This window comes from Bifidobacterium sp. ESL0825 (assembly GCF_052606465.1).
Genome location: NZ_CP199589.1, coordinates 713,988 through 730,742 on the forward strand (window position 1 = coordinate 713,988; position 16,755 = coordinate 730,742).

General features: G+C 65.6%; 15 protein-coding genes and 2 riboswitches. Of the genes, 5 read left to right on the forward strand and 10 right to left on the reverse strand.

The genetic code is table 11. From position 1 onward, the window contains the following. Positions 1 to 4 precede the first annotated feature (4 nt). From ACUIAG_RS03145 to ACUIAG_RS03160, 4 genes are read right to left on the reverse strand one after another with little or no spacing between them, the layout of a single operon-like run. Positions 5 to 535, reverse strand: a complete 531-nt coding sequence (locus tag ACUIAG_RS03145) for a GNAT family N-acetyltransferase (protein ID WP_445340137.1) — start codon at positions 533 to 535, stop codon at positions 5 to 7. Further along, positions 532 to 3,738 carry a UPF0182 family membrane protein gene (locus ACUIAG_RS03150; RefSeq protein ID WP_445340138.1) on the reverse strand — a complete coding sequence of 1,069 codons (3,207 nt, stop codon included), beginning with the start codon at positions 3,736 to 3,738 and terminating at the stop codon, positions 532 to 534. Before ACUIAG_RS03150 ends, ACUIAG_RS03145 begins: the two co-directional genes overlap by 4 nt. Before the next feature lie 9 nt (positions 3,739 to 3,747). Beyond that, positions 3,748 to 4,911: a glycosyltransferase family 4 protein gene (locus ACUIAG_RS03155; protein ID WP_445340139.1), complete on the reverse strand. Its 1,164-nt coding sequence runs from the start codon at positions 4,909 to 4,911 to the stop codon at positions 3,748 to 3,750. Continuing rightward, on the reverse strand, positions 4,908 to 5,540 hold the full coding sequence (locus ACUIAG_RS03160; RefSeq protein WP_445340140.1) for an NAD(P)H-dependent oxidoreductase: 633 nt from the start codon (positions 5,538 to 5,540) through the stop codon (positions 4,908 to 4,910). Before ACUIAG_RS03160 ends, ACUIAG_RS03155 begins: the two co-directional genes overlap by 4 nt. A gap of 133 nt (positions 5,541 to 5,673) precedes the next feature. Beyond that, positions 5,674 to 5,832: riboswitch (M-box (ykoK) riboswitch) on the forward strand. 97 nt (positions 5,833 to 5,929) lie between these two features. On the opposite strand from ACUIAG_RS03160, the gene ACUIAG_RS03165 reads away from it, so the two are divergent. The 4 genes from ACUIAG_RS03165 to ACUIAG_RS03180 all read left to right on the forward strand — a co-directional run bounded on the left by ACUIAG_RS03165 (position 5,930) and on the right by ACUIAG_RS03180 (position 10,065). Further along, positions 5,930 to 7,669 (forward strand): ABC transporter permease, encoded by a 1,740-nt coding sequence (locus ACUIAG_RS03165; protein WP_445340357.1) that lies wholly within the window; start codon positions 5,930 to 5,932, stop codon positions 7,667 to 7,669. 20 nt (positions 7,670 to 7,689) lie between these two features. Then, entirely contained in the window at positions 7,690 to 9,042 is a 1,353-nt protein-coding gene (locus ACUIAG_RS03170) for an ABC transporter ATP-binding protein (RefSeq protein WP_445340141.1), read from the forward strand. Between the two features lie 47 nt (positions 9,043 to 9,089). Then, positions 9,090 to 9,162: riboswitch (Fluoride riboswitch) on the forward strand. An 88-nt stretch (positions 9,163 to 9,250) separates the two neighbouring features. After that, complete coding sequence (locus ACUIAG_RS03175) at positions 9,251 to 9,688, forward strand: FluC/FEX family fluoride channel (protein WP_445340142.1); 438 nt, start codon at positions 9,251 to 9,253, stop codon at positions 9,686 to 9,688. Beyond that, positions 9,685 to 10,065 (forward strand): fluoride efflux transporter FluC, encoded by a 381-nt coding sequence (locus ACUIAG_RS03180; protein ID WP_445340143.1) that lies wholly within the window; start codon positions 9,685 to 9,687, stop codon positions 10,063 to 10,065. Before ACUIAG_RS03175 ends, ACUIAG_RS03180 begins: the two co-directional genes overlap by 4 nt. 33 nt (positions 10,066 to 10,098) lie before the next feature. Here ACUIAG_RS03180 and ACUIAG_RS03185 read toward each other — a convergent pair whose 3' ends face one another. The 6 genes from ACUIAG_RS03185 to ACUIAG_RS03210 all read right to left on the reverse strand — a co-directional run bounded on the left by ACUIAG_RS03185 (position 10,099) and on the right by ACUIAG_RS03210 (position 16,223). Beyond that, positions 10,099 to 11,106, reverse strand: coding sequence for a bile acid:sodium symporter family protein (locus ACUIAG_RS03185; RefSeq protein ID WP_445340144.1), 1,008 nt, complete (start codon positions 11,104 to 11,106; stop codon positions 10,099 to 10,101). Positions 11,107 to 11,229: 123 nt separating this feature from the next. Continuing rightward, a complete protein-coding gene (locus tag ACUIAG_RS03190) occupies positions 11,230 to 12,009 on the reverse strand; it encodes a L,D-transpeptidase (protein ID WP_445340145.1) in 780 nt (259 codons plus the stop codon). A gap of 74 nt (positions 12,010 to 12,083) precedes the next feature. Beyond that, positions 12,084 to 12,884, reverse strand: a complete 801-nt coding sequence (locus ACUIAG_RS03195) for an alpha/beta fold hydrolase (protein WP_445340146.1) — start codon at positions 12,882 to 12,884, stop codon at positions 12,084 to 12,086. Beyond that, on the reverse strand, positions 12,881 to 13,987 hold the full coding sequence (ychF, locus tag ACUIAG_RS03200; RefSeq protein ID WP_045924585.1) for a redox-regulated ATPase YchF: 1,107 nt from the start codon (positions 13,985 to 13,987) through the stop codon (positions 12,881 to 12,883). Before ychF ends, ACUIAG_RS03195 begins: the two co-directional genes overlap by 4 nt. 42 nt (positions 13,988 to 14,029) lie before the next feature. Then, a complete protein-coding gene (proC, locus tag ACUIAG_RS03205) occupies positions 14,030 to 14,833 on the reverse strand; it encodes a pyrroline-5-carboxylate reductase (RefSeq protein WP_445340147.1) in 804 nt (267 codons plus the stop codon). A 10-nt stretch (positions 14,834 to 14,843) separates the two neighbouring features. After that, a complete protein-coding gene (locus tag ACUIAG_RS03210; RefSeq protein ID WP_445340148.1) occupies positions 14,844 to 16,223 on the reverse strand; it encodes an alpha/beta fold hydrolase in 1,380 nt (459 codons plus the stop codon). A gap of 234 nt (positions 16,224 to 16,457) precedes the next feature. Here ACUIAG_RS03210 and ACUIAG_RS03215 point away from each other — a divergent pair, with 234 nt between their 5' ends. Beyond that, on the forward strand, positions 16,458 to 16,601 hold the full coding sequence (locus tag ACUIAG_RS03215; protein WP_445340149.1) for a hypothetical protein: 144 nt from the start codon (positions 16,458 to 16,460) through the stop codon (positions 16,599 to 16,601). The last annotated feature ends 154 nt before the right edge of the window (positions 16,602 to 16,755 follow it).

Sequence of the window (16,755 nt, forward strand, 5' to 3'; positions counted from 1 at the left end):
GATTCTACACAGGCTCCCCGACCCCGTTTCGCTCAAGGGACAGGCTCCAGTAGGAGACATCATGCAGGGCGAACCGGTCCCAGGCGGCCTGGGGCAGGAGACCGAAGCGGCTGAACCCGAACCGGTGCAGCAGGGCCTTGGAAGCCGAGTTGTCATCGAAGATGATGGCCACGGCCAGACGCATGCCCACCTGCTGGGCGCGCTCCAGCAGGGAATGGACCATCAGGGCTCCCAGGCCGCGTCCACGGCTGCCCCGGTCCACGTAGTAGCCCAGCTCGCAGGTCTCCTGGTAGCCGGGCCGGTCGTAGTAGGCCGACAGGGAGCCGAAGGCCAGCACCCTGCCCTCCTGCTCCAGGACCAGGACCGGATGGCCCTGGTCCGGATCGTGGTCCAGCCACCATTCCAGGCGCTGGTCCAGGCTGACCGGGGCCGTATCCGCCGTGGAACCGCCATCCATGACCGCCTGGTTGTAGATGGCGGTGACCGCCTCCAGGTCCCCGCGGCGGCAGAGCCGGATGCGCGGGGTGGCGCTCACTTGTTGCCGCCCTCCTGGTCGGAGGCCTCCTTGAGGGCTTCGCGCAGACGGTTCTGCGCCTCGCCGTAGGCGCTGAAGTCGCCCTTCTTCAGGGCGGCATCGCCGTCGCTCATGGCCTGGTTGGCCTTGTCCAGGGCCTGTTTCAGGGCCTGCCCCCCTGTGGCCGATGCCTCGCCAGACCCGGTGGTCTTATCCGGGGCCTTGCCGGATTGCTTGCTCTGGTCAGCCTCGGCATTGGTGCGTCCGGTGTTGTCGGCATCGCCGGCCGATGCGCCCGAGTTGCCCTGGAAGGTCTTGTCAAGGGCCGCATCCAGGGTGGCCGAGGAAGAGACCTTGTCCCCGAAGGCCACCAAAACCCGCTTGAGCAGGGGGAAGCTGGTGGCGCCGCTGGACTGGACGTAGACCGGCTGGATGTAGATCAGCCCGCCGCCTATGGGCAGGGTCAGCAGGTTGCCGCGTTTGACCTTGGTGGACCCGGACTGGAGCAGGTTGAGCTCGGTGGAGACCGCAGCATCCGAGTTGAAGTTGTTCTGCGCCTGCCCGGGGCCGGGCACATTGGAATTCTTGGGCAGCTCCATCAGCCGGATGGTCCCGTAGTCCGGTCCTATCACCCCCTTGGTGGACCCGGCGTCGGAATCCACGGACAGGAACCCGGTCAGGATCTCCCTGGTGGAGGTGCCGGCGGGGATGAAGGTGGAGGTCAGCGAGAAGGCGGGCTTGTCAGTCCCCGGTGTCTGCAGGGTCAGATAGTAGGGAGGCTGCTTGACCCCGGCCTTCTGTTCCTTGCTGCTCCCGGTCGGATCCACGGGGGTCTGCCAGAAGTCCTCGCCGGAGAAGAACTGGCTGGCCGAGTTGACGTGGTACTGGGACAGGAGCTGGCGCTGGACCTTGAACAGGCTCTCCGGGTAGCGCATGTGGCTCATCAGGTCGCCCGAGATGGACGAGAGCGGTTTGAACTGGCCGGGGAAGACCTTCTGCCAGGCCTTGAGCACCGGATCCTTGGCGTCCCAGGCATACAGATCCACCGAGCCGTCGTAGGCATCGACCGTAGCCTTGACGGAGTTGCGGATGTAGTTGGCCTTCTGGGAGCCCAGTCCCTTGACGGCCTCCGAGCTCAGGGTGGTCGTGTCCTGGGTGATGGGACCCAGGTCCACCTTCTGGGAGTAGGGGTAGGCGTCAGAGGTGGTGTAGCCGTCGACGATCCACTTGACCCGGCCATCCACCACAGCCGGGTAGACGCGACCGTCCAGGGTCAGATAGGGGGCGATCTGGGCCACGCGCTCCTTGGGCGAGCGGTTGTAGAGGATCTGCGAGTCGGGGGTGACGCGGTCCGAGAAGAGGATCTGGTCGGATCCAAAGCGGATGGCGTAGAGGACCCGGGCCAGGAAGTTGCCCACCGAGGGGCCGCCGTTGCCCTTGAAGGTGTTGGTGGCTCCCTTGGAGCCGGTGGGATAGTCGAACTCCCAGCCTGAGGAGCCCTGGGGCGCGCCGACGATGGAGTACTCGGGCGCGTTGGGCGAGAAGTAGATCCTCGGCTCGTAGTGCTGGCTGTCGGTCAGTTTGCCCTTCGTGGGGATGTCCTGTTCGAAGAACTCGGGCTGCCCGTCCGGGGTGACCTTGTTGCCGTAGGCGGCCACGATCCCGTAGCCGTGGGTGAAGACCGTGTGGTCGTTGACCCAGTTGCGGTTGTCGTTGCCCTCCAGGTCCAGCTCGCGAGCGCCGATGACCGTGTCCTGGCTGACCCCGTCGATGTCGTACTTGTCGACGGCCAGGGTGTCCTCGAAGGTGTAGTACTGCTTGGACTGCTGCAGCTGACGGAAGGTGGGCGAAACCACCTGGGGATCCAGCAGACGGATCTGCGCAGTGGTCTCGGCATCACGGGAGAGGGCGCCCGACTGGACCTCGGTGGTGGCGTCATAGGCCTCGGTCTTCAGCCTGTCCAGCCCATAGGCCTGGGCAGTGGCGGTGATGTTGCGCTGGATGTAGGCGGACTCCATCTCCTGGGCATTGGGGTTGACCCGGAAGCGCTGGACCAGCGCCGGCCAGAAAACGGTCAGCAGCAGGGACAGGACGACGGTGACGGCTACAGCCAGGACGGGAACCCGCCACTGCTTGACGGCCGAACCCAGCGATCCTGCATGGACACGGCCGGGTTCCAGGGTGGACGACCTCAGAATCCAGACCGCCAGGATGATGCCTAGCAAAGCCATGACCACAGCCATGATCAGGGTGACGGGAATGGCCGCCTTGACCGAGGTGTAGGAGGCGCCGGTGATCCGGTCGCCCTCCTCGGTCAGCCTGCCGAAGACGCCCAGGGCCGTGTCGCCGGCCCAGACCAGCATGAACAGGACCAGCCAGACGGCTACCTGTCTGCGGGCGGCACGGGTCATCTCCAGAATGCCGCGGCCCTGCACGGGCATGGTCAAGCGAATACCTCCCATGAGGAAGTTGGTGACCAGGCTGAAGACCGTGGCCGCCAGCAGCATCATCAGCAAAGAGGAGACCAGCAGCCGCAGCCCGGGCAGGATGAAGACATAGAAGCCGTTGTCCAGGCCAAACTGGGGATCGCGCACCCCGAAGGACTGGGCGTTGAAGAGCAGGAGCACCTGCTTCCAATCCGCGTTGAACTGGAAGCCGAAGAACACACCGACGACCAGGGAGACCACCGCGGCCACCTTGAGCGCCTTGCGTGAAGAGACCCCCTTGCCGACCTCGATCAGATCGCCCCTGACCCTGATGGTGGACCCGTCGGGCGAATCGGGACGGCTGCGGATGGCCAGGAAGGCCGAGAACAGGGTCACCGCAGCCAGCAACAGGGCGTAGGCCAGCCACAGGCCCACCTTGATGCCCAGCTGGGTCCAAACAATCCGTGCCGCCCCCAGTTGAGAGAACCACATGACATCGGTGATGAAGCGGCTGAGCCCAAACAAAAGCAGGAGGACGACCAGGACGACAGCGACAACCACAGCCAGAATCCGCATGCCCCTGGAAGGTCCGTTATTGTCCTTCTTGCGGGAAGTCAGCCGGGGGTCACCTGGTCCGGCGAAGCGGAAACGGGGCGTGCTGCCGCCCCCTTGGCCGGGACCCTCCCCATCGGTCTGCACATGCAGGATGACCGGGTCGTCGTCGTTGCGACGCCGGCCTGGTCCACCCGGACCGCCCTCAGGGTCGAACATGGAACCGAAGAAATCAAAGAATGACATGTACCTAGCCTACATGAGACGGCGGTCCTGGATGGCCTGCCTGTAGACCTCCTCCACCTGATCGGCCACCGTGGTCACGTCGTAGCGATCCAAGAGCGCCAGCTGGTCATGGCGCACGTTCCGCCTCCAGGAGGGGTCCCCCAAGGCCTGGGCGATTCGCCGGGCCAGCAGGTCGGGTGTGTTGGGCGAGTCGACGGGCACCAGAGCCCGCTCGTCGCCCATCAGTGTGGACCGGTAGCCGGGATTGTCCCCGGCCAGCACCGGAGCCGTGCCCGAGGCGATGGCCTCCAGCAGGACGATGCCGAAGGACTCGCCCCCGGTGGAGGGAAAGACGGTCAGATCGGATGAGGCCAGCAGGGCGGGCTTGTCCTTCTCGTCCACAAAGCCGGGGAAGGCCACCGGGGTGCGCAGGGCGGCGGCCTTCCGACGGCAGTCCTCCAGCAGCGGGCCCTTGCCGGCCATGGTCACATGCAGGCCCTCGGGCAGGATGCCGGCCTGCTCCCCCGCCTGGAGGGCCGAAAGCAGGATCCCCGCCCCCTTGCGGGCCACGAACCGCCCCAGAAAGACCAGATGCGGCCCCTGGCCGTGCAGGCGCGCCACCTCCTGGTCGCCAGCAGCCTGACGGGCCCGGCGCAGGGCAGCCACGTCCACGGGGTTGGCCACCACCCTGCTGGGCACGCCGGCTGTCTGCCGGGCATAGTTGGCCGCCACAGGCGAGACCGCGATGACCCTGCCGATGCGCCTATGGGTCCTGCGGTTGATCATCCCCAGCAGCCGACCGCCCAGCAACTGCAGGTTTCCCGTGGGGGCGATGTGATAGGTGGCCACCAGGGCCGTTGAAGGGTTCGCGGCGCGGATGACCCGGCCTGCCAAAAAAGGGCTGTAGGGGGCCTGGACGTGCAGCAGGTCGAAGTGCCCGGCCTCCAGGACCCGGCGGATGGGCGCCTTGGGCGCAGGCAGCGGTATGCGCATCCTGTTGCCGTTGAAGGAGACCATGACGTTACGGGACAGGGAGTGGACACCGTCAACCGGCGGATGGGCGGTCTGCCCGACCAGATACTGGACCCTGTGGCCCCGCCTGCCCAGCTCCCGTCCCAGGGTCAGAATGTGCTGCTGGACTCCGTCAAAGACGTCCAGGGTGTCATCGAAGACGAATCCGATGCTGAGCGTCACTGAGCGTCCTGGCCAGCTCCGGGCTCGTTCCCTGCGGCCAGCTGACGACCCTTCAAGGCCAGGGCCACCAGGTGCCGGTCGGCGGCCTCTCGCGCCTGCTGGTCATCGTTGCCCGAGTCCAGATTGTCCACATAGATGGTCTCCACCTGAGCGACCTGGCAGTACTTGAGGAGGGTCTGCCTGCGCAGCTGGTTGTCCAGGGCCTCGCCGATGCCGCTGGACTGGTACCATTCCTTGTCTCCGCCGGTCAGCATGACCAGCTCCACCCGGCGCCCGGCCAGGGCCCCCGGGGTGCCATCAGCGTGGTAGGCGAAGCCCCGGCAGATGACCCGGTCGATGAAGCCCTTCATGATGGCCGGCATGCTGTACCAGTAGACGGGGAAGACCAGGGCCAGCACGTCCGCATCCTTGATGCGCTCCTGCATGGCCTGGGCATCCTCGGGCATGGGTCCCTGGCCCAGGTAGTGGGTCCTGTCCTCCATGCCGAAGACGGGATTGAATCCCTCGGCGCAAAGGTCGATCAACTCGGTGCGAGCCCCGCCCTCGGCCGCCCCGTCCAGCAGGGCATTGCCCGCCGCATCGGTCAGGCTCTTGGGTTCGGGGTTGGCCGTGACTGCCACGATCTTCATAGGGATTCGCTCCTTACATTCCATTTCGCGCCTGCACCGACTGCGTGCAGACCCTTGTCATTGTCAGTCCTGGCAAGGACGGCAACACCGGTTTGGCAAATGCTTGACACTGCTCTGAGGCCCATCTATGTTATTGGGTGGTCGGTAGGTGAAGCTACCGCATGGACAAGGCATGCTGCCGCAAAGTGGTGGAGACACCCCGCGCAGGTCAACAGTCCCCGTCGGATCAAGGCAGGGACTAATGCAGGGCCAAATACCATGCGAAGCCGAAGCTTGAACGATGACAATGGTCGGCTCATGGCCGATCGCCACGCCGTCTTCGAGGCTGCCGACAGGGATGTTCCGCACCTTGGAGGGAGGCCATCGTGAATACTGTCGCACTGCCAGGAATGCTCCGTTCGCCACTGAACGACGACCGCAGCCAGGCATCGCGCTCCACCCGCATATGGACGGGTCTGGCCGTAGCCATTGGCGCTCTGGTCCTGCTGGGGGCCCTGGCCTATCTGCTGCCGGCCCTGGGCGCGCCCATCGGCCCCGCCGGGGTACCCTCGCACGTCTCCACCGACCCGGCCAACCTGCCCTACTACGCGCTTCGCTCCCTCTTCCGCATGTTCACGGCCCTGATCATCTCCCTGGTCTTCGCCTTCCTCTACGGGCTGGCCGCCGCGCGCTCCCGCCGCCTGGGCGCTGTGCTCATCCCCCTGCTGGACATCCTGCAGTCGGTGCCCGTCCTGGGCTTTCTGTCGGCCACCATCTCCATCTGGCTGGTCCTCTTCCCCGGGTCCATCATGGGCGTGGAGGCGGCCTCCATCTTCGCCATCTTCACCAGCCAGGCCTGGAACATGGCCTTCTCCTTCTATAACTCCCTGACCAGCGAGCCCTCCGACCTGGACGAGGCGGTGAGGCTGATGCGCCTGACCCGCTGGCAGCGCTTCTGGAAGCTGGACGTGCCCAACTCCATGATCCCCCTGCTCTGGAACTGCATGATGAGCATGGGCGGCGGCTGGTTCTTCCTGACCGCCTCCGAGATGATCTCGGTCAACAACAGGACCCTGGCCCTGCCCGGTATCGGTTCCTTCGTGGAGGAGGCCACCGCCGAGCAGGACCTGGGCAAGGTGGGCCTGGCCATCCTGACCATGATCGTGGTGGTGCTGCTGATTGACTTCCTGCTCTGGAAGCCGCTGACCGCCTGGGCCGAGAAGTTCCGCTACACCAGCAGCCAGTCCACCGAGCCCCGGCGCAGCCTGGTGCTCACGATCATCCGCCTGTCCGGGGTCAAGGACCTCTTGGGCCTGGTGGGCCATCCCCTGGCCGACCTGCTGGACCGGATCACCCGCCCCCTGGGCCGCACCGGGGCGCGCTGGAGCCGTGGCGGCGGACGCAGGCGGCCAAGCGACCTGGTCTGGTGGGCCTGCCTGGCCCTGATCGGCCTGTGGGGTCTCTGGCAGCTGGACCGCCTGGTCATCCGCCCGCTGGGCCTGGGCGAGGTCGGCCACGTCTTCCAGCTGGGCCTGCTTACCTTCCTGCGGGTGCTGATCCTGATGGTGGTCTGCACCATCGTCTGGGTGCCCATCGGCGCCCTGATCGGCATGAATCCGCGCATCTCCCGCTACCTGCAGCCCCTGGTGCAGATCCTGGCCTCCTTCCCGGCCAACTTCATCTTCCCCTTCGTCACCATGGTCTTCATCATCTGGCGGATCGACATCAACTGGGGCAGCATCCTGCTCATGGCCCTGGGCACCCAGTGGTACATCCTCTTCAACGTCATCGCCGGGGCCTCGGCCATCCCCGACGACCTGCTGGAGATGTCGCGCAGCCTGGGCCAGAACCGCTGGCAGCGATGGAAGACCCTGATCCTGCCGGCCCTGTTCGGCTCCTGGTGCACCGGCGGCATCACAGCGGCCGGCGGGGCCTGGAACGCCTCCATCGTCTCCGAGGTGGTCTCCTACGGCAAGACCGAGCTGACGGCCCGGGGCCTGGGTGCCTACATCGCCCAGGTGACCGCCACCGGCGACACCCCCCGCATCATCCTGGGGGTGGCCGTCATGAGTATCTTCGTGGTCCTGGCCGACCGGTTCTTCTGGTCTCCCCTGCAATCACTGGCACAACGGCGCTATTCCCTGACATGAGAAGTCTGAGAGGTTCGACAATGACCAAGATCAATTCCAACGGGATCATCACGGCCGAGCACGTGACCAAGACCTACCAGTCCGACAAGGGCGCGGAGCTGACCGTCCTGGACAGCATCGACTTCACCCTGCACGAGGGCGAGGTGGTGGCCATCCTGGGCCGCTCAGGCGCCGGCAAGTCCACCCTGCTGCGCATCCTGGCCGGCCTGGTCCCAGCCAGCAAGGGCAGCGTCGAATACCGGGGCAAGCAGCTGGACGGGCCCAACCCCGGCGTGGCCCTGGTCTTCCAGAGCTTCGCCCTGATGCCCTGGCTGACCGTCAAGGACAACGTGGAGCTGGGCCTGCAGGCCCGTGGCGTGCCCAAGAAGGAGCGCGAGAAACTCTCCCTGGCCGCCATCGACGCCATCGGCCTGGACGGCTTCGAAAGCGCCTACCCCAAGGAGCTCTCCGGCGGCATGCGCCAGCGCGTGGGCATCGCCCGGGCCCTGGTCCTCAAGCCGGACGCCCTCTTCATGGACGAGCCCTTCTCGGCCCTGGACGTGCTGACCGCCGAGAATCTTCGCCAGGAGGTCCTCAAGGTCTGGTCCGAGGAGGCAGGCAGCGTCAAGTCGGTCCTGATCGTCACCCACAACATCGAGGAGGCCGTGGAGATGGCCGACCGGGTCCTGGTCCTGGACTCGCATCCCGGCCGGGTCATCGCCGACGTGCCCATCAACCTGGACAGGCCTCGGGACAAGCAGTCCGACCTCTTCCAGTCCTGCGTGGACTACCTCTACTCCATCCTGACCGGCCAGCGCGACAGCGAGGACATCCGCCGCCGTCTGCAGACCAAGGTGCGCAACCGTCAGGCCGTGCGGGACTCGGTGCGGGACGAGGACACCGCCGAGCGCAACCTGCCCGACGCCACCCCAGGCGGCCTGGCCGGTCTGGCCGATGTCATGGTCAACCAGCCCAACGGCATGGACCTGGCCGACCTGGCGGCCAAGCTCTCCTTCGAGGTGGACGACCTCTTCCCCCTGATAGACGCCGGGCTCATGCTGGGCATCTTCCAGGCGGACAACGGGCACGTCAGGCTGACCGACCAGGGTCGTGCCTGGCACGACGCGGACATTCTGGAGAGCAAGGAGATGTTCTCACGGATGCTGATGGATCATGTTCCGCTGATCCGCATCATCGACCGGGCCCTGAAGAACAGCGACGACAAGAGCCTGCACGGCTCCCTGATCCTGGATCTGCTGAGGGCCCACCACTCGGACAAGGAGGCCGTCCAGCAGTTCGACACCGCCATCACCTGGGGCCGCTACGGCGAGCTCTTCGACTACGATGCCGACGACGACCGGCTGACCCTGGACCCGGAGAACCGCACCGAGTGAACAGCCGTCGCAGCTGCGACGGCTGCGGTCCCCTTGGGCTCCTAGAATGAGCCTCGGGCGATGGAACCCGCCCGGGGCTTGAGCCCCGAACCGCAAACTGCTGATAGTTCCTGCACCATGATTCGACGACCCGTCTGTGGGCCGGGTGCAGGCGCATGCCATTCAGCCCGACCCTGCGGACGCTGATCCGTCGGGAACCGAGCCTCCAATGGCCAAACCCCCTACCGGACCTGATATGGCCACAGCCCTGGTGGTGATGCTGGGCGGAGCCCTGGGCACAGGCTGCCGGTACGCCCTGAGCCTGCTGCCGGGCCAGAGCGGCCCCCTGCATCCGGGAACCCTCCTGTCCAACCTGATCGCCTGTGCAGGCTACGCCCTGCTGACCGCTTTCCTGGCCGGGCTGCCCAAAAGCAGGCATGCGCGCCGAAGGCAGCTGACCAACAAGGGCCTGGGTATGGGCCTATGCGGAGGGCTGTCGACCATGTCCACGCTCTCGCTGGAACTGATCCAAGGCCTGTCGGGCGGCCAAGTCCGGGCAACCCTTGCCTACCTGCTGGTCTCCTTTGCCGGAGGCCTGATGGTTTCCTGGGCCATGGCCGCGCTGGGAGCACGTCTGGCCGCACATATCCAGGCGGGTGTGCGATGACCATTGCATTGACATTGCTGATCTGCCTGTGCGGCGGCCTGGGGGCCGGACTGCGCTACCTGCTGGACACCCTGGTCAAGGCCCGCTGGCAAGTGGACCTGCCCCTGTCGACCATGATCATCAACCTGCTGGCCGGATTGGCTGCAGGACTGGTGGCCGCCCTGGCCGCCTTCCACGGACTGCCCGCCTGGGGACGGCTGCTGCTGGCCACAGGACTGCTGGGCGGCTTCTCCACCTTCTCGACAGCGGTCAACGAGGTGCTGGCCCTGGCCTGGCAGAGACGGCATCTGGCAGCCCTGGGCTATCTGGCAGCCTCAATGCTCCTGCCGCCCCTGCTGACGGCCCTGGGCTTCCTGCTGGCCGGACCGGGCCTGTAGCAGATCCAGCCAGCAATCAAGGAGCTGCGGAACCTAGACGCGAACCGGTTCCGGACGACCCTGGGCGGAGTCGGCGGCAATCCCCAATCGGTCGTCATGCCGACGCCACCAGGCGGACAGCACCGAGCCGGAGATGTTGTGCCAGACGCTGAAGAAGGTGGAGGGTATGGCCACGATCGGGTCGGCGGCGAAGGCCTGCAGGGCCAGGGTCGCGCCCAGTCCGGAATCCTGCATGCCCACCTCGAAGGTGATGGCCTTCTGCTGGGCGTAGCGGAACCCCTTGGGGTAGAGGCGGTACATGAGCCGGCTGAAGAGGAAGCCCAGCCCGTACCCGCACAGGTTGTGAAGCATGACCACCGGCAGGACCAGGGCGGTGGCGGCGGTGAAGAGCTTGGCATGGTTGACGGAGACCACCACGCCGATGATGATCAGGATGGCGATCTGCGAGACTGCCGGCAGGGCCACGGTCACCTTCTGCACCTTCTCCTTGAATATGGCGTGGACGGCCAGGCCCAGGGCTATGGGGATCAGCACCACCTCAAGGGCCGTCAGGAAGAGCTGCTTGGTGGGGATGTCCACATACTGGCTGGCCAGCAGGTTCATCAGCATGGGGATCATCAGGGGCGCGCACAGGGTGGAAAGCAGGCCTATGGACACATCCAGGGCCACATCGCCGCGCGACAGGTAGGACATGACGTTGGAGGATGTTCCCGAGGGGCAGCAGCCCACCAGGATGACTCCCACGGCGATCATGCCGTCCAGGCGGAAGATGCGGCAGAGGAGCACGGCCAGCAGGGGCATGATCAGGTAATGAGCTATGGTGCCCACGATGACCATGAGCGGCATCTTGAGGATTCGCTTGAAATCGTCCAGGCTCAGGGTCAGCCCCATGCCGAAGAGAATGATGCTCAGGAAGTAGTTGGTGTAGCTGCGGGCCCAAATGCTAATCTGCGGGACAAAGAAGTTGATGGCGGCCCAAGCCAGGACCACCAGGATGAACCACTTAGTCAACCAGTCACTGAACCGCTGCACCTTTTGCATGATTCCTGACCACTTCCTCTCGATAGTTCTCTCTGTGGTAGGGGCAAAGATAGGAAACCCAAGGCGGGCACGCAGGTGAATGGCCACATTTTGGACGCGGCTATCCCGGTTTACGAGAGGAATTCACTTGACCAGTACGGGCGTGCCGGTGGGCACAGACTGCATGATCCACCGAGCGTCGGGCACCGTCAGTCGGATGCAGCCGTGGGAGCCAGGGCGGATGCCCAGCATATCGGCCTCCTCCTTGATGTAGCCGCCCTTGGAATCAGTGGGGACCGAGTGGAAGAGGAAGACCCCGTGGTTCAGAAAGCTGGTGTAGTAGCGGGCGCCCATCCCCTCGCCGGGGTTGTAGAAGTGGTCGCCGCGCTCAGACTGGATGCGGAAGCTGCCCCTGGGCGTGGAATCATCCATGCCCGTCGAGGCGTACATGGTGTAGAGCAGTTGAGACCCGTCGCGCACATAGACCCGCTGGTCCTGAAGGCTGACCTCCAGGGAGAGGCCGGGGTGGGCCGCTGGATCCGGGTAATCGACCTGCTGCGAAGGCTTGAGCCAATCGATGGGCTGAGTGGAGGAGCCATCAGAGCCTACCTTCTTAGCCTTTGTCTGTTGCTTTTTCTGCTCCTTCGTCGCTGGAGAGGAGGACTTGGATTTGCTCGAATGATGCGCCTTGGGAAATTGTCTCGCCGAAACAGTGGCTGTGCTGGAAGCGCTCGCACCTGCTGATCGTTCCGCATGAGCCGCATCCACTGGCTGGATCAGGTTGACGATCAGGACCGTCAGCAACAGCGTCAACAGGGCGCTTGTCACTACTACAGGCGTGCGGCGGACAGGGTCCAGCAGCCAACGGAGCATGGCAAGCGCACGCCGCTTAAGGCGTTTGCTATCCAATCCCCAGACAGCCATGTCCTTCCCCTTCGTCGCCGTTGAACGAACCTGTTGCACAGTTCATTGTAGTGACAGACGAAACCGGGAGAGACTCAGCCGTTCAGCACCTGCCTGGCCCAATCCTCCAACAGGTCGCAAACCAGGGCGGTCTGCTCGATCTGCACATTGTGGCCGGCCCGGTCCAGTACCGAGTAGGAGGCCCGGGGAAAGCGGCAGGCCAGGTCGAACTGGTCCAGGTAGCCCACCCGGTCGTCCTGGCGGCCGCAGACGAAGAGCACAGGGGCTATGAATCCGGACCAGACCTGGTCGAAGTCCATATCCAGCTGGTAGTGCCCCTCCATCCGAGCCGCCGTATCGGCGTCGGCTGAACGAATGCCGGGCATGATGGTGCGCTGGTAGGCCTCCAGGTGCTTCCGGGACTCCACCACGGCCATCTGCCGGTAGGCATGTCTGGTGAACTCGTCCACCTCGGCCAGGCCCTGGTCGTCCCGGACCAGCACCTGACGCGGGGGCAGGCGTCTGTGGGCGGTCACCGGATCGACCACCGAAGAGAGCAGGGCCATCCCCCGGCAGCGGTCCAGTCGACCGGCCGCGGCGTGGCGGCTGAGCAGCCCGCCCAGGGAGTTGCCCACCAGAGCGAAGGGGCCACCACCGCTGAAAATGTCCACCTGGTCATCCAGCCACCGGGCCAGGCCGTCCAGGTCGAGAATGGACGGGTCGGGCGGCGTGCGGCCGAAGCCGGGCTGGTCCAGATAGATCCGTTCGAAACCCCCCACCCGCTCGAATACGGGGTCCAGGTCGTCGAAAATGTGGTGGTCCACGCCGGACCCGTGCACGAAGATCAGCGGCAGCCCATGACCCCGGCGAATGGCGAACCCGGGACGGGCGCTCACTTCTTGGAGCCGGAGGGAATGCCGGTCTTGAACTCCACGATGTCGCCGTCCTGCATGACGTAGTCCTTGCCCTCAAGGCGCATCTTGCCCTCCTCGCGCACCTTGGCGTAGGACCCGTCGGCGGCCACGAAGTCGTCGTAGGAGACCACCTCGGCCTTGATGAAGCCCTTCTCGAAGTCGGTGTGGATGACCCCGGCGGCCTGGGGGGCGGTCCAACCCTTGTGGATCTGCCAGGCGCGCACCTCCTTGACCCCGGCGGTCAGGAAGGTCTGCAGGCCGAGGATGTCGAAGCCCACCCGGGCCAGCTGGTCCAGGCCGGACTCCTTGAGCCCGGCATCGGTCAGCATCTCGCGGGCATCGGCCTCGTCCAGCTCGGTCAGCTCGGACTCGAACTGGGCGTTGAGGAAGATGGCGGGCGCGGGAGCCACGGAGTCGGCCAGCTGCTTCTTCAAGTCCTCGTTCTGCAGCTCGTCGTCGTCCACGTTGAAGACGTAGATGAAGGGCTTGGCGGTCATCAGATGCAGGTCGTAGAGCTCGTCCTTGTCGATGTCCCCGGCCTGGGCCGCCTGGTCGATGGTCCGCCCCTGGCCCAGAATCTCCTTGGCCTTGCGGACGGTGTCCAGATAGGCGGGCTTGATCTTGCCGCCACGCTGGTCCTTCTCCAGCTTGGGCAGGGCCTTGTCGATGGTCTGCATGTCGGCCAGGATCAGCTCGGTGTTGATGGTATCGATGTCGTCGGCCGGATCCACCTTGCCGTTGACGTGGACGATGTCGTCGTCATTGAAGGCGCGGACCACCTCGCAGATGGCGTCGGCCTCGCGGATGTTGGCCAGGAACTGGTTGCCCAGCCCCTCCCCCTCCGAGGCTCCCTTGACGATGCCGGCGATGTCCACGAAGGTGACCGTGGCGGGCACGATCTTGTCCGTGTGGACCAGCTTGGCCAGAACGGGCAGCCGGTCGTCAGGCAGGGGCACGATGCCGGTGTTGGGCTCGATGGTGGCGAAGGGGTAGTTCTCCGCCAGAACGTTGTTGCGGGTGAGGGCGTTGAAGAGTGTGGACTTGCCGACGTTGGGCAGCCCGACGATTCCTATGGTTAACGACATATCCACCAGTCTATTGCCCGGACTGCCCCGGCGTGGCTCCCCCTAGTCGCCGCGCTCCACCGCATCGATGGCCTCGATGACCGCTCCACGGAAGCCGTGCTTCTCCAGGGAGGCGACCCCCTTGATGGTGGTTCCGCCCGGCGAGCAGACCGCGTCCTTCATGGCCCCGGGGTTGGTGCCGGTGGCCAGGTAGAGGGCTCCGGTCCCCTGCACCATGCGCGCCGCCAGCCGGTAGGCCGCCTGCCTGGGCAGCCCGTGCTCCACCCCGGCGTCGGCCAGGGCCTCCATGTACATGGCTGTGTAGGCGGGCGCGCATCCGGCGATGGTCGTGCCCACCGAGACCAGCTCCCGGGGCAGCCGTTCGATCATGGCCACCGGGTCGAAGACCTGGGTGAAGAGCTCCCGCTGCTGGTCGGTCAGAGTGTCGTCCTCCTGGGTGACCAGAATCCCCTGCCCTACCGAAATGGGGGTGTTGGGGATGGCGCAGATCAGGTGGGTGCCCTCCTCCAGGAGGTCGGCATAGTCCTCAAGGGTCATGCCGCCCACCACCGAGAGGACCATGCGGTCCGGGTCAGCCAGCTCGTGGCGGATGGGCTCGCAGACCTGGGCCACCTGCCCCGGCTTGACGGCCAGAATCACCAGGTCGGCGGCCGCAGCCACCTCGGTGCCGGAATGCATGGGCCGCACCCCCAGCTGGGCCGTCCGCTCCACCAGCCGGTCGTAGTGAGCTGCACAGGCCACAATCCGGCCGCCGGGCAGCACGCCTGCGTCGACCAGGCCCTGGGCCATGGCCTGGGCCATGTTGCCGTATCCGATGAATCCGAGAGTCAATGAGTCCGTGTTCATGCCCTCAAGTCTAGCCGCGCGCCGGGAAGAGCCCCTCCAGATCGCCGCGCTCCAAGGCCAGCCGGTAGAGGTGGGCGAAGACCCTGTCCCCGTGCAGCCCGTCGTGCTCGAACTCGTTGGTCACCCAGGCATGGGCATGGCCCACGCGCGAGAGGGTGTCCAGCTGGAGCTCGGAGGGCACGTAGAGGTCGTCGGCATAGACCGCAGCCTGCAGGGGAACCTGATTGTCGGCCAGACGCTCGGGATCGTACAGGTGGCCCCAGGAGCCCTCCTCCATGAGCAGGCTGACCGCTCGGCCGAAGGGGCGCAGGGCCGACTCCTGCTCGAACATCCAGGGGAAGATCGCCTCCCCGGTGAACCTAAGCGGGCGGGCAGCAGTGTCGAATTCAGGACGGGCATCGCGCACCCGCTGCGCAGCCCAGCGCAGGGGTTCGCAGTCCCCATCGGCGTAGATGAACTCCTGCAAGGGCCAGTAGAGCGGTGTGACGGCAGTGGCCGCCCGCACCCCCTCCAGGAAGGTCTGCGAGAGGGTGGCCCGGGAGCTGCTGGCGCCGGAAGCGGGCAGGCTGCCGTCCCCATCCAGGAAGGCTGTGTCCAGCAGCCAATGGAGACGCTCGAACCCGCCGCTCTTGCCCAGGTCGGCACCCAGGGTCTGCAGCCGCTCCACGCTCAGGGGGTCGCCTCCGGGCAGAACCACATCGCCCTGGGCCAGCCGGTCGGCAATAGCTGCCACACGGTCTTGGTCCCCTGGATAGCGCTGATAGAAGATCTGGGACCGCTGGGCCATCTTGGTGAAGGTATGGGAATAGAGCTCATAGGCATCAGCAGGGATATGCGGCACGCCCCCGGTAGTAAAAGCTGCAGCAATACCTTCGGGGAAGTTCGACAGGTAGGCCATGGTCAGGAAGCCGCCGAAACTCTGCCCAAGGGTCACCCAGAGGCGGCCGGCGAAGACCGTGCGACGCAGGTGCTCGAAGTCCCGGATGATGGAGTCCGCCAGAAAATGCTTCAGATAGTCGGCCTGGGCCCGAGGCTCTCCCAGGGAGGCCATGGTGGAGCCGTCGATGGCGCTGGACCGGCCCGTACCCCGCTGGTCGGGCAGGACAATGCGGAAGTGGCGCATGGCCTCGGCCATCCACCCGTCGGCAGTGGCGTTCAACGGCCGTGGGGCACCTGAGCCGGGTCCGCCCTGTAGGTAGACCAGCAGCGGCAGGTCGTCGTGGATGTGCTCGGGGGCGCAGACCACGCGGTAGAAGCAGCGGATGACCGCCTGGTCCGAATGATCTTCGGCTCGCCAGACGCCAGGTTCACTGCCCGCCCAGTCCAGGGGAACTGGGAGGGACCCCTCACACACGTAGAGTCCCGGCAGATAGTATCCCTGGTTGGTCATACGCTGGCTCCTTTCTTTGAGATCAGTCGGATTCATTGTCCCCGGGCGGTTGGACCTGGCTCGTGTGTTGTTTGTGGGCTGGGTGGTAGGGTGAAAAGCGGGGGATGTCGAGAAGACGGCTGGCTTGCGCCATCGGCTCCTGCGATTTGATGCAGGGCTGGCGCTGGCAGGCAGAACTTTGATAGGCAAGCGGAATTGATTCCGTTTGGTGTCTGGTGAAGGGGTTTTGGTTTCATGCATCTGGTTTCCCGTCTGCGTCGCACCTTGGCGATGACGATCGTCCTGCTAAGCCTGCTGGCAGGCCTGGGCGTCGCATCCGCCCAGGCGGACGCTCCCATACTCACCGGGGGGGGGTCGTCAGACCCCTCGCGTAGCTGACGGAACCCCCGGCACCCTCCCCAGCAGCGCACCAGACACCCCACTGCCCACACCCTCACCGATACAACCAACCACACCATTAAGCCCCACGCCAGGAACCCCGTCATCGACGACGGGAACACCCGGCAGCGCAGACGCCGCCCAGGCCAAGCCA

Excerpts from the sequence above, each read along its gene's own strand:
- ACUIAG_RS03150 (WP_445340138.1), bottom strand. The coding sequence starts at position 3,738 with ATGTCATTCTTTGATTTCTTCGGTTCCATGTTCGACCCTGAGGGCGGT.
- ACUIAG_RS03175 (WP_445340142.1), top strand. The coding sequence starts at position 9,251 with ATGGCCAAACCCCCTACCGGACCTGATATGGCCACAGCCCTGGTGGTG.
- ACUIAG_RS03160 (WP_445340140.1), bottom strand. The coding sequence starts at position 5,540 with ATGAAGATCGTGGCAGTCACGGCCAACCCCGAACCCAAGAGCCTGACC.
- ACUIAG_RS03165 (WP_445340357.1), top strand. The coding sequence starts at position 5,930 with ATGCTCCGTTCGCCACTGAACGACGACCGCAGCCAGGCATCGCGCTCC.
- proC (WP_445340147.1), bottom strand. The coding sequence starts at position 14,833 with ATGAACACGGACTCATTGACTCTCGGATTCATCGGATACGGCAACATG.
- ACUIAG_RS03170 (WP_445340141.1), top strand. The coding sequence starts at position 7,690 with ATGACCAAGATCAATTCCAACGGGATCATCACGGCCGAGCACGTGACC.
- ychF (WP_045924585.1), bottom strand. The coding sequence starts at position 13,987 with ATGTCGTTAACCATAGGAATCGTCGGGCTGCCCAACGTCGGCAAGTCC.
- ACUIAG_RS03185 (WP_445340144.1), bottom strand. The coding sequence starts at position 11,106 with ATGCAAAAGGTGCAGCGGTTCAGTGACTGGTTGACTAAGTGGTTCATC.
- ACUIAG_RS03180 (WP_445340143.1), top strand. The coding sequence starts at position 9,685 with ATGACCATTGCATTGACATTGCTGATCTGCCTGTGCGGCGGCCTGGGG.
- ACUIAG_RS03210 (WP_445340148.1), bottom strand. The coding sequence starts at position 16,223 with ATGACCAACCAGGGATACTATCTGCCGGGACTCTACGTGTGTGAGGGG.
- ACUIAG_RS03215 (WP_445340149.1), top strand. The coding sequence starts at position 16,458 with ATGCATCTGGTTTCCCGTCTGCGTCGCACCTTGGCGATGACGATCGTC.
- ACUIAG_RS03190 (WP_445340145.1), bottom strand. The coding sequence starts at position 12,009 with ATGGCTGTCTGGGGATTGGATAGCAAACGCCTTAAGCGGCGTGCGCTT.